Annotated in this window: 10 protein-coding genes; 7 read left to right on the top strand and 3 right to left on the bottom strand. The window is 32.8% G+C overall.

From position 1 onward, the window contains the following. Positions 1 to 121 precede the first annotated feature (121 nt). The 4 genes from mfd (at position 122) to Q0910_RS21000 (ending at position 6,493) form a co-directional block, all read left to right on the top strand. Positions 122 to 3,490: a transcription-repair coupling factor gene (mfd, locus tag Q0910_RS21015; protein WP_299220983.1), complete on the top strand. Its 3,369-nt coding sequence runs from the start codon at positions 122 to 124 to the stop codon at positions 3,488 to 3,490. 185 nt (positions 3,491 to 3,675) lie between these two features. Continuing rightward, positions 3,676 to 5,097 (top strand): sulfatase-like hydrolase/transferase, encoded by a 1,422-nt coding sequence (locus Q0910_RS21010; RefSeq protein ID WP_299220980.1) that lies wholly within the window; start codon positions 3,676 to 3,678, stop codon positions 5,095 to 5,097. A gap of 106 nt (positions 5,098 to 5,203) precedes the next feature. Beyond that, positions 5,204 to 5,815 (top strand): hypothetical protein, encoded by a 612-nt coding sequence (locus Q0910_RS21005; protein WP_299220978.1) that lies wholly within the window; start codon positions 5,204 to 5,206, stop codon positions 5,813 to 5,815. A gap of 399 nt (positions 5,816 to 6,214) precedes the next feature. Next, positions 6,215 to 6,493 carry a hypothetical protein gene (locus tag Q0910_RS21000; protein ID WP_299220977.1) on the top strand — a complete coding sequence of 93 codons (279 nt, stop codon included), beginning with the start codon at positions 6,215 to 6,217 and terminating at the stop codon, positions 6,491 to 6,493. Positions 6,494 to 6,886: 393 nt separating this feature from the next. Here the strand turns inward: Q0910_RS21000 and Q0910_RS20995 are convergent, their stop codons facing one another. Next, the gene (locus tag Q0910_RS20995; protein WP_299220975.1) at positions 6,887 to 7,939 is read right to left on the bottom strand and encodes a hypothetical protein; all 1,053 of its coding nucleotides are present in this window, start codon (positions 7,937 to 7,939) and stop codon (positions 6,887 to 6,889) included. 293 nt (positions 7,940 to 8,232) lie between these two features. Between Q0910_RS20995 and Q0910_RS20990 the strand changes: the two genes are divergently transcribed. The 3 genes from Q0910_RS20990 to Q0910_RS20980 all read left to right on the top strand — a co-directional run bounded on the left by Q0910_RS20990 (position 8,233) and on the right by Q0910_RS20980 (position 10,883). Then, on the top strand, positions 8,233 to 9,144 hold the full coding sequence (locus tag Q0910_RS20990) for a helix-turn-helix domain-containing protein (protein WP_299220973.1): 912 nt from the start codon (positions 8,233 to 8,235) through the stop codon (positions 9,142 to 9,144). A gap of 89 nt (positions 9,145 to 9,233) precedes the next feature. Continuing rightward, positions 9,234 to 10,430 carry a serine hydrolase domain-containing protein gene (locus Q0910_RS20985; protein ID WP_299220971.1) on the top strand — a complete coding sequence of 399 codons (1,197 nt, stop codon included), beginning with the start codon at positions 9,234 to 9,236 and terminating at the stop codon, positions 10,428 to 10,430. 87 nt (positions 10,431 to 10,517) lie between these two features. Next, on the top strand, positions 10,518 to 10,883 hold the full coding sequence (locus Q0910_RS20980) for a hypothetical protein (protein WP_299220969.1): 366 nt from the start codon (positions 10,518 to 10,520) through the stop codon (positions 10,881 to 10,883). Positions 10,884 to 10,991: 108 nt separating this feature from the next. Here Q0910_RS20980 and Q0910_RS20975 read toward each other — a convergent pair whose 3' ends face one another. After that, positions 10,992 to 11,162 carry a hypothetical protein gene (locus tag Q0910_RS20975; RefSeq protein WP_299220967.1) on the bottom strand — a complete coding sequence of 57 codons (171 nt, stop codon included), beginning with the start codon at positions 11,160 to 11,162 and terminating at the stop codon, positions 10,992 to 10,994. Positions 11,163 to 11,250: 88 nt separating this feature from the next. Then, complete coding sequence (locus Q0910_RS20970) at positions 11,251 to 12,171, bottom strand: SMP-30/gluconolactonase/LRE family protein (RefSeq protein WP_299220965.1); 921 nt, start codon at positions 12,169 to 12,171, stop codon at positions 11,251 to 11,253. Positions 12,172 to 12,251 lie beyond the last annotated feature (80 nt).

Raw genomic sequence — 12,251 nt, 5'->3', positions numbered from 1 at the left:
GGAAACTTGCGAAAGTTTCTTATCAAAACTTTAAAAAATATTTGGTTTTAGTCCGTATCACTATATACAGGCTTGTTATAACTAAAAGAATGATAGTATATTTGTTTAAAATTATTGCTACGTGAGTAAAAATATAATCACGCAAACCTTTGCACAGTCTCTGTCTCTTCAGAAACTAGGGAATGCTATTGCCCAATCCGAAAGTAAAACACATCTACAAGGTCTTATCGGATCCTCTTTATCCTTTGTAATTTCAACTGCTTTTGAGCAAGCAGACACCCCTTTTTTGTGTGTTTTTGATGATAAAGAAGAAGCGGCATATTATCTTAATGATCTAGAACAGCAACTTGGAGATAAAAATGTATTGTTTTATCCAGGAAGTTATCGCAGACCCTACCAGATTGAAGAAACGGATAATGCGAATGTTCTTTTAAGAGCAGAAGTGCTGAATAGAATTAATTCCAGAAAAAAACCTGCGCTGATTATTACCTATCCGGATGCTTTATTCGAAAAAGTAGTCACCAGAAAAGAGCTGGAGAAAAATACACTGAAGATTGCAATTGGCGATACCTTATCATTGGATTTTGTCAATGAAGTATTATTCGAATACCAATTCCAACGAGTAGATTTTGTAACCGAACCTGGAGAATTTTCGGTTCGCGGTGGTATTGTAGATGTATTCTCATTTAGTAATGATGAACCCTATCGTATAGAGTTTTTTGGGGATGAAGTTGATAGTATCAGAACCTTTGATGTAGAGACGCAATTATCTACAGATCAGATTAAGAAAATTTCTATCATTCCGAATGTGGAAAATAAAGCAATGCAGGAAACTCGTGAAAGTTTTCTGAAATATATCGCTTCTAAAACTGTGGTTTTTGCTAAAGATATTGACCTGCTTTCCGCGAGAATCGACAAAAATCTTGAAAAAGCTAAAGAAGCTTTCAAAACGCTGTCTGAGGATATCAAACACGGAACTCCAGAGGAACTTTTTGCTTCTTCAGCATTAATCAAAAAGCAATTACTGGATTTTACCTTAATCGAAATAGGAAGTCGACCACTGACCAAAGCTGATTATGCGATTAAGTTTGACATAAAACCGCAACCTTCTTTCAATAAACAATTTGATTTACTAATCAAAAACCTGAATGAAAACCACGAAGAAGGCTATAAGAATTATATCTTCTGCGTAAGTGATCAACAAGCTAAACGTTTTCATGATATTTTTGATGATGCAGACCTGGATGTAAAACAATATGAAACGATTGTTTTTTCTGCATATCAAGGGTTTATTGATCACGATCGTAAAATAGCCTGCTATACCGATCATCAGATTTTTGAGCGATATCATAAGTTTAATCTAAAGAGTGGATATGCTAAAAAGCAAGCTATCTCGCTCAAAGAATTGACCAACCTCGAAGTTGGTGACTACGTAACACATATCGATCACGGAATTGGTAAATTCGGTGGGTTACAAAAAATAGATGTCGAAGGCAAAAAACAAGAAGCTATCAAACTGATATATGGAGAAAGAGATGTGTTGTATCTCAGTATTCATTCGCTTCATAAGATTTCAAAATTTAATGGTAAAGATGGCAAACCGCCACAGATCTATAAGTTAGGTTCCAAAGCCTGGAAAACCCTAAAGCAAAAGACCAAAGCAAGAGTAAAGCATATTGCGTTTAATTTGATTCAGTTGTATGCAAAGCGAAAATTGCAAAAAGGTTTTCAATACAATCCGGATAGTTATTTACAACACGAATTAGAAGCTTCTTTTATATACGAAGACACTCCGGATCAGAGTACCGCTACAGCAGATGTAAAAGCGGATATGGAAAGTGAACGACCTATGGATCGACTGATCTGTGGAGATGTTGGTTTTGGTAAAACCGAAGTTGCTATCAGAGCCGCTTTTAAGGCAGTTGATAACGGAAAACAAGTTGCGATACTAGTTCCTACAACGATTCTGGCATTTCAGCACGCAAAAACATTTAGGGAACGCCTGAAAGATTTTCCGGTAGTGGTAGATTATGTAAACCGTTTCCGAACGGTAAAACAAAAAAGAGAAACGCTGGAAGATCTAGCTGCTGGTAAAGTTGATATCATCATAGGAACCCATCAATTGGTGAATAAAAATGTAAAATTTAAGGATCTGGGATTACTGGTGATTGATGAAGAACAAAAATTCGGAGTTTCGGTAAAAGATAAACTGAAAACCATCAAAGAAAATGTAGATACACTTACCTTAACCGCTACACCTATCCCAAGAACCTTACAATTTAGCTTGATGGCAGCTCGGGATTTATCTACCATCACCACACCTCCGCCCAATCGATATCCAATAGAAACCAATGTGATTCGATTTACAGAAGAAACCATTAGAGATGCTGTAAGTTATGAGATACAACGCGGTGGACAGGTATATTTTATTCATAATCGTATTGAAAATATCAAGGAAGTTGCCGGAATGGTGCAACGCCTGGTTCCGGATGCCAAAGTTGCCGTAGGTCACGGACAGATGGAAGGCAAAAAACTAGAAGGTTTGATGCTCTCCTTTATGAATGGAGAATTTGATGTATTGATTTCTACTACCATTGTAGAAAGCGGACTAGATGTGCCCAATGCCAATACTATTTTTATTAATAATGCCAATAACTTTGGACTGTCAGACCTACACCAGATGCGTGGTCGTGTAGGTCGAAGTAATAAAAAAGCATTTTGTTATTTCATTACACCACCATATTCTGCGATGACCGATGATGCCAGAAAACGTATCACCGCATTAGAAATGCATTCGGATTTAGGTAGTGGGTTTAATATCGCTATGAAGGATCTGGAAATTCGTGGTGCAGGAGATTTATTAGGTGGAGAACAGAGTGGTTTTATCAATGAAATTGGTTTTGACACCTATCAAAAAATACTAAATGAAGCAATCGAAGAACTCAAAGAAAATGAGTTTGCTGACTTATATGAAGATGATCAAAAAGAAAAAGTATATCTAAAAGATACGCAGATTGATACTGATTTTGAGTTGCTCTTTCCGGATGACTATATCAACAATATTACCGAACGTCTCAATCTGTATACAGAACTCAATGAGATCAAAGATGAAGAAGCGCTGCAAGCCTACGAGAAACGATTGGTAGATCGTTTTGGGGAAATCCCGGATCAGGCGGTGGATTTATTAAATTCTGTGCGTATCAAATGGATTGCCACTTCTATCGGATTAGAAAAGATCATTATGAAACAAGATAAACTGATCGGATATTTTATCAGTGATCAACAATCCGGTTTCTATCAAACTCCTACATTTTCCAGGGTGTTACAATTTGTACAGAAAAATCCTGACAAGTGCAAAATGAAGGAAAAAAATACTAGAAATGGACTGAGATTATTAGTAACTTTCGAAAATATAGATACGGTGAATAAAGGATTAAAGGTTTTGCAGCCTTTTCATTTTTCATCCACAAATAAGCAACATAGCGAATGAAAAAATATTTTTATTTAATTATTTATTTTTTCCCTGCTGTACTCGCTTTCTTTTTTGAGATTATATTCCAGGAATTCAACATTAGCAGAGTATATAATTTAGTCGAGAATATTATTTTCTATACTCTCTTCTTAATTATTTTCTTCCTTTTTAAAAATTATAAAGTAAAAAGAATTTTATTTTTTTTGGGATATACAAGTATTGGACTATTTATCTGGTTTGAAAGTATTTTTTACTATCTATATGGAGTTACCTTTAATCCTTCGTGTATTTATATTTTGGTTGAAACTAATCTAAATGAAGCTTCGGAATTCATCAGTGCCTATCTCAACATAAATATTATAAGCTTTTCTATAATTATTTTTGCCATAATTTTAATTAGCTATTTTGAGATTAAAAAATGGTTTAATGATTACATTTTTCTTCCTGATTCAACAAAAATATTTCGATACGGGAGTATTTTTAGTATTCTACTTGCATCAATTATATTTTTAAAAATCACAAAGTTAATTACCTATAACGTACCTTATCTTTTTATAAAAACAACTGTTCAATACCATCAAGAGACCAAAAAATTTGATCGTTTTAGACTAAACACTAAAAACCATTCTTTTTATAACATCAATAGAAATGAGATTGCGACAGAAGAAACTTATGTATTTATTATTGGGGAATCTACTACAAAAAATAAAATGGGATTGTATGGATACGGTAGAAATACTACTCCAAAATTAGATGAAATAATAGAGGAGCTTTTCGTCTTTGAGAATGTAATAAGCCCCCATACATATACCATAAAATCCTTAACTAAAGTCCTTACTCTTAGTAATTATGAAAACCCTTCAAAATTAAATGATCTTAGTATTATCCAATTAATGAAAGCCTCAGGTTTCAAAACGTATTGGTTATCTAATCAAAGGCCTGTAGGCTTACATGAAACCCGGCTAACAAAAATCGCTAGAGGGGCCGATGTTCAAACTTTTATTAACATTGCTAATTATAATCAAAAAACCTCTTATGATTATCAATTGATAAAACCATTGAAAAAAGCCATAAACGATTCTGTATCCAAAAAAGCCATTTTTGTTCACCTTTTAGGCACTCACATTGACTATAATAAGCGTTATCCTAAAGAATTTAATCATTTTATCCCTTCTAAAATTCATGATGAAAAGGAGCAAATAATTTCTCAGTATGACAATGCAATACGCTATAATGATTTTGTAGTTAGACAAATTATTGAAGAGGTTAAAGCAAGTAATACAACATCTTATGTATTATACTTTGCAGATCATGGGGAAGAAGTTTATGAAAATGACGATTCTTTCGGTCATTTCGAAGGTTCTGCAACAAAATCAATGTATGAAATACCATTTATTCTTTGGGTTTCTCCTAAATATAGAAGTTTACGCAAACCTAAATTTAATCTTCGTAATAAATTCATGACCGATGAATTAATACAGGCTGTATCAGATCTAAGTGAAATAAAATTTGACGGATTTGACAAAAATCGAAGTATATTTAACGAGGAATTTTCTGAAAGGCCTAGAATTATTCAGGAAAATAAAAATTTTGATGAAATATATAAAAAGACTTCAGAAAAATAGAAATATCTGGAGTGTCTGCATACTAGTTATTGGGCTATTCCTTTTTTGTTTTTATTCGAATTTCATTTTAAAATTATTTTTTTCGGATAAAATATGGGCTCATCGAGTGAATAATTTAGAAAAACTCGAAAAAGCAAAATATATCTATAAAGGAATTGAATTAGATGTCGTTTTCAAATCAGATTCTATGGTATTTGACATCTATCATCCTCCTGAACAATCTAAAGGACTATATTTAAGAGGATACCTTGCAGAATCAACCGAAAACCCTAAGCTACTATATTGGTTAGATCTAAAAAATCTAACTCCTGAAAATGCTATTATAGCTTCCGAATATCTAAAAGAATTGACAGATAAAAATATAATTAACCCTAAGAATGTAATTGTTGAATCTCCGAACATAAAGTATTTGAATCATTTTAAAAATAAAGGGTTTAATACTTCTTTCTATTTCCCTTCGGATTTAAGTCTATTAGAAGGAGAAAAATTAAAAGTTAAAATACGAGAACTACAAAGTTTACTGAGTAAGTATCCAACAACAATGATTTCCAGTAATGCTATTGATTATTCCGTTTTAAGCTTCTATTTTCCTGAAAAGGATAAAAATCTATGGATTTTCGCTGAATTGAAGAACATAAAATCCCTGAGACAGCGCTTATCTTTGTATAGAAGATTATTTGATAATTCAGTAAAGATTATTTTGTTTAAAACTGAATAATAATTCTCAAGAAACTCTATTAAGTGAAAAACATAGGTTTTATCATATTATCGCTATTCAATTCGATCATTGTATTGGCTCAAAATAGTGGATATGTAGCAAGTCCATCCTTCTAAGATCAATCATGAAACATTTGGAGAGGCTGAACCCTAACTGATTATAATGGTGGTGCGGGAATGAATAGCAAAGGTTTTACAGCCTCCGCAATTTATCTATGAGAACACTCAAAATTTTTGAATGACGTAAACATGATCACATTTTATTACAATTAACTCCTTTAGTCGATAAAAAATTACACTTAATCGATGTTTTAGATACTAGTCATCACTAAAAAATGAGGAAATATTCATTTTATTTTTAACTTTATTTCGAATTATAAGGACAAAACCAACTTAGACTATGAAAAGAAAGGAGAAATTCAGTTTTTTAAAGGAATCTTTAGCAATACTACTAAATAGCCATAAACTTTATACAATTAATTATTCTAATATAGAAAGAAGATTTGCCGAGGAAATAGAGAACTACAAAAGTTATCCGGAACTCATTAATATAGAAGAATTTTCCATGAATTATTCATTTGGTTATCATTACAGCAATAACATCGATGATATGTATAGCAAAGAAGCTATGTATATAGAAGTTAAAAGTTATCTGAATAACTTAAAAATGTGCGCATAAAATCTTATGTACATTGCTGTTTCCTGTAAAAAAAAGTAGTTCACTATAGCGTATATATCTTTTAAAAAAACAGATTCTTACGTTCGCATAATTGACACTATTTCTTACAATTATATTGCTGAATCAGATAGAAACAACTTCTAGTAGTTCTACTAGAGATAATACCGCTTTTCAAAAAAAAGGTTTAAATTTTATGATAAAACAGGCGGTTTTTGGACCGCCTGTTTTAATTTTTTGTGTTTTTCAATAATGATTGACCTACTCATTTTTATCCAGACAATAGGATTATATCTGCCTTTTGAGAACCTTACCAAAAAAATGATGAGATGGTATCCAGGTATAGAGGCTAACGTTATTAATATATATGAAACTAATAATAAACGTCATTCATTTTCAATTAATGTATAAAAGATCTACTCCAGAATTTTTTGTTTTTATACCTGTTTTAGTCTGTGACCAAAAAAATCCGTTTCTAAAAGCATAGTATATATTACTAGAACTATTCCCTTCATATACCAATATCACTTGAGTTCCATTAGTAGCAATTCCTGGACGTTGATCTGTTTTAGCATAATCCCTTGGTCTGACTTCTACTTTTTGGAAAGTGTTAGGGATTAAGGAATTGCCAAAAGAAGATGTCCACATTTCGTTTTTATCTGTTCTAATCACAACATGATTCAATCTTCTGGAATCGGTTCTTGAGGTTATGGCAATATCCAGAGCGTTACCGGGAGACTGAAATTCAGGAAAAGGAATACTAATATTAATGTTTAAGTCTTGAAAATTTAACCCATCTACACTACGTAAATAGTTTAAATGCACACTACCCATCATAGCCAATAGAAATACTCCATTTTTTTCTATTATGTCAAAATCGTTAAAACTCATGCTTGGAGTCACTGGTCTACTCGTCGTCCAACTAGTACCATTAAATTTGCTCATGAAAATACGTCCGGTCGATGTTTTTCCTGTATGAAACACATATAGTTCTCCGTTTTTGGATACCGTTCTAATTAATCCTTTATTAGATGTTAGTGCACCAGGAACTGTTCTTTCTGTGCTAAAATCAGTTCCATTATTGGAAATGGTATAATAAATTTTACCGGTATTACTACGACCTCTATACACAATGGCTACCCTACTTCCGTATTGAGTGCCACTAATATGTGTTTTAGTAAGACCTGCTCCAGGAACATATCTACCAGAGGTCCAGCTTCCCGTTCCTGTAATACTATTAGAACTAATGATCCTATCATTTCCACTGGCTCCGCAATAAAATTGAAATCTATTTGGTAATGTTGTAGTCTTTTGTGAGGCTGTCGATATTTCTATAGAATCTTCCTCAAAAGAAAGTTCTTCCTGATTATTGTCACAAGAGGTAACAATCATTATAGATAAAAAAACTCCTAATATCTGAAGCAGTTTTGACGTTGTTATTTTTTTCATTTTATAAAGGTTTAAAAAAGTTAATGCCTGAATATTTTATCGACAATCAGGTTTTTGTCTCCTCTTCGCGAATGAGTTTAATTACTATCAAGTTCTTTATCTAAATTTTTGTTACCCACTTAATCAAAAAACATGAGTTTAGATATTAGAATAATTCCTATATTTCTAACTCAAAAGAAAAACACAAAACTCCTGAAACCCTTTATTAAAAGGAAGTGTCAGGTTAATGTCGGGTCAAAGTCAAGACAAAAAATTTGAGAAACTAATTCTGAAACTTAATATTGCTGTATCAAATGAAAACAAGTTCTAGTAATTCTACTGCAGAGAATTCTACTTCAACAGAAACTAAAAACTTAAAGATCATGGAACAGCCAGCATTAGGTATAAAAATATCAGAACTCAGAAAATCAAAAGGACTTACCCAAGAAGAGTTAGTCGAACAATGTAATATTAGTGTTAGAACCATACAAAGAATTGAAGCCGGTGAAGTAACACCTAGAAGCTATACGATAAAAACAATTTTGTCTGCACTGGATTACGACCTGGAAAAAATACAAACTGAAAATTCTAAAGTAACAAAAGAATTTAAAAAGATATTTCTACTCGAAATAGATGATGAAAAAGAAGCAAGTTTTCTGACAAGACAACTAAACATTGCCTGGATTAGTGGTATTATATATTTTCTGGTTGGTTTTGTAGAAATTATAGTAGATTATTACCGAATTGAAGAAAATGAGATGGTAATTAATCAGTGGCTATATATTTTTCTGAAAATAGTTTTAGTAACTTCTATTGTTCTTTTTACTCGTGGTTTTGTACTTACCGGAAAGATTTTTAAAAACTACTTGCTAAAAATAACTGCGTTCATGTTCATTTTTATCACCATTCTGTTTTATGGATTTGACATCATTTCCTTATACATCGGTGATTTTGATTATCATATTGTTATCGGTGCAGAAGCCATGACCTACGGAATCATAGGAATCTTATTTGGGATATCTGTTTTAAGGCTTAAGAATGCTTTAGGAACCATCGCCACAGTTACGGGGATTTTCGAAATCATTACCTATGCATTCATGACCACTGTACTGCTATCTTTTGTTGGATTGGTATTTCTTACACCCACCATTTTATTAGAAATCATTCTACTTTTTAAAGTCTGTGAGATGATTAAGGCTAAAGAAAAAACGCTGGCCACCGAATAATCTAACTGGTATTTATTCACATTAAAATATCATTGAATACTGATTCAATGACAGGAAATCATTTGTCAAATTTCAAAACGAGCATCATCATGAAAAAATGCATCATAATCACTTCTGTAATCCTACCAATTCTAATCTTATGTTTCTTTCTTTTTGAACCTATTATGACCTATACATCGGGCTGGAATACCTTTCCAAAGATTAGTGAGTTAGAACCCATCGAGAATCACGATAATGAAATGGAACAAAAAGCCGATAGTATCTTAAAAGAAATGTTTACGCATCTTAAAGCGCCAGGATTATCGGTCGCTGCCGGAATGAACGGAAAGATCATTTGGTCTAATGCTATTGGATATGAAGATATCCAAAATGCTACAGAAATACGATTGGATACAAAATTCAGAATCGGAAGTACATCAAAAGCGGTAACCTCATTAGGACTCGGTGTGCTTCTGCAGAGTGGCGCATTACATCGGGATGCTAAAGTCAAAGAACTTGTCCCCTACGCGAACGAGAAACTCTCTGAAATAACACTAAAACAGCTTGCATCACATACCTCTGGAATACGAAATTACGGTACTTGTTTTTGCTTTCCTATATGGGAACACCTTAATAATGAAGAATATACCAGCGTTAGAGAAAGTATAGAAATCTTTAGTGATTCTCCGCTACTATTTCATTCTGGTACAGATTTTAGTTATAGTTCGTACAATTATACTTTGCTCAGTGCTATGATGGAAGGTGCTTCTGGTAAAGATTTTTTGAGTTTTATGGAAGTAGCCGTTTTTAGTCCCTTAAATATTAAACACATCAATGGTGAAACATCCTCTATGCCTACAAAGAATATTTCAAAATTTTATGATGTAGATGAAAACATGTACAAAGAAACTTTCAAAGTCAATAATAGTAATAAATGGGCTGGAGGCGGATTTGTTGCTACGCCAACAGCTCTTGTAAAACTTGGTAATGCTTTTCTAAACCATAAATTTTTAGATAAAGACACCACAGAAACTCTTATAGAACCAGTGCAATTAGACACAGGCGAAATCAATAAACAAAACTATGCGATGGGATGGCGTAACAGCTTTACCGAAAAAATGTTTGACCAAAACCACAAAGTACAAATCATTCACCACGCTGGAACTGCCGCAGGTTCCACATCCGTCTTTATTCTATTTCCGGAATATAATTTATCAATATCCATATTAATGAATCGAAGTGGCACCACATCCGACTTATTTACCTACTCATACGAGCTAGCAAAAATATTTATAACCAAAAAATGACATATTCGAAAAAGTGAGATTCCTAAGTAAAGAACTATGCTACGCAACCTTTTTTAAAATAATGAATCATTTAAGAAAGGTAAAAAAATGAGAAATTTATTGGTTATTGGTATCGCTTTATTTGCTACTCTTTTTAATAGTTGTAATGATGATGACGATACAACTTCCTCAATGGAACAAGAGCAACAAGTCCTTGTTGCAATGCTTAATGAAATACAAACCATTGCCAACAGTACCTCCTGCATAGATGCTACTAATTGGACATATACGGCAATTGGAGCTAAAGCTTGTGGAGGACCGAAGGATTATATAGCATATTCCACAACTATCGATGTAGAAGATTTCCTAAAAAAAGTGAACGCATATACAGATTTAGAAGATGTGTTTAATAAAAAATGGGGTATCATCTCTGATTGTTCAATTGAGCCAAAGCCAATATGGAGTAGCATGTGAAGATGAAAAACCTAAACTTTTATATTAAAAGAATAAAAAAAAGGTCGGAATCTTAGGATTCCGACCTTTTTAATATTTGAATTAGCCTTAAAAATTATTCTTCTTTAATTAAAACGGTCCACCAACTGGTCTACATAAACATCCTGCACAGATTAATGGATGGTCGCACTCACTATCTGAGTGACATTCGGAGTTTAAACCTCCTCCTCCATTAACAGACTGTTGTTGTTTTTTGTTTAATTCTTTTACTCCTTGTTGAGTTAAAATTGATTTTAACATAATAATTTGGTTTTAAGATTAATTTGCATTGTGAGAGTAAGTTACAAAATAAAATAGGAAAATTCCCCTAATTTATTAATGATCTAAATTAATAATCGATGCTACTTTCAATAATTCTTAGATTATTTGTGCCGGCATCTGACACATATAAAACTTTGCCATTTGGACTTGCCAAAATTCCATTTGGAAAATTAAACGTAGCTTCAGAAATATCTCCATCATCGTTACCCAATATACTTCCTGCAAATACCTCAACTTCATTTTCTTTGTTAAGATTGACTTTATAAATCTTATGCTCTCCCAGCTGAGTTGCAAAAAGAAAACCTTTCGCATACGTCAAAAACCCTAAGAAATTAGCATTTGGTGCTCCAGCAGGAAGCTCAGCAATAAAAGTCAGGTTTCCATCCTTGTATTTATAAATTTTTCTGTCGTTGAAATTTCCTATATACGTATTCCCTCTTCTGTCAAAGGCAATTCCGGCAGGTCCATTAATAGGCGCTCCTTCGTGTAGTTTAGTAATTGTATTGTCTTCTGATAATATATTAATCGTATTGGTATTGTACTCTACAAATAACATATCATTAGTCCCTGGGATTCGTTTTATACCAGCAGGAGAAATTGCAGGAATACTATCTAATTGTGTACCTTCTTCTGAATACTTATAAATAGCGTTTCCAAAATTATCACAAATATAAATTTCGCTATTCTTATTAATACCAATCCCATTTGGGGAAACCAAACCATTTACAAAAACTGTTACTTCTCTAGAAGGAGTCATTTTGTAAACTGTGTTTCCATAAAAATCAGAACCATATAAATTTCCTTTGCGATCTAGAGCCAACCCATCAGAAATTGAACCATCAACTACCGTCTCTACCGTAGTTTTTATATTAGGGACCTCTCCAGGTCTACAGGAAATAAGGAATAAAGACAAAATAAGAGCGGGTACCATAATTGAAGAGTAGATTGCTTTCTTAACTATGAAAAAATAATTAACTGTTCGTTTCATTTGATTTAATTTTAAAGTTATGCTCAAAATTGAATCAAAAGCGTTTAATAATCGACCGTGTGTATCCTGTAAAACCTTTT

It is taken from the genome of uncultured Aquimarina sp. (genome assembly GCF_947495315.1).
Lineage (GTDB): Bacteria > Bacteroidota > Bacteroidia > Flavobacteriales > Flavobacteriaceae > Aquimarina.
This window is presented reverse-complemented; position numbering and strand designations above follow the sequence as displayed.

Excerpts from the sequence above, each read along its gene's own strand:
- Q0910_RS21000 (WP_299220977.1), top strand. The coding sequence starts at position 6,215 with ATGAAAAGAAAGGAGAAATTCAGTTTTTTAAAGGAATCTTTAGCAATA.
- Q0910_RS20995 (WP_299220975.1), bottom strand. The coding sequence starts at position 7,939 with ATGAAAAAAATAACAACGTCAAAACTGCTTCAGATATTAGGAGTTTTT.
- Q0910_RS20990 (WP_299220973.1), top strand. The coding sequence starts at position 8,233 with ATGAAAACAAGTTCTAGTAATTCTACTGCAGAGAATTCTACTTCAACA.
- Q0910_RS20980 (WP_299220969.1), top strand. The coding sequence starts at position 10,518 with ATGAGAAATTTATTGGTTATTGGTATCGCTTTATTTGCTACTCTTTTT.
- Q0910_RS20975 (WP_299220967.1), bottom strand. The coding sequence starts at position 11,162 with ATGTTAAAATCAATTTTAACTCAACAAGGAGTAAAAGAATTAAACAAA.
- Q0910_RS20970 (WP_299220965.1), bottom strand. The coding sequence starts at position 12,171 with ATGAAACGAACAGTTAATTATTTTTTCATAGTTAAGAAAGCAATCTAC.
- Q0910_RS20985 (WP_299220971.1), top strand. The coding sequence starts at position 9,234 with ATGAAAAAATGCATCATAATCACTTCTGTAATCCTACCAATTCTAATC.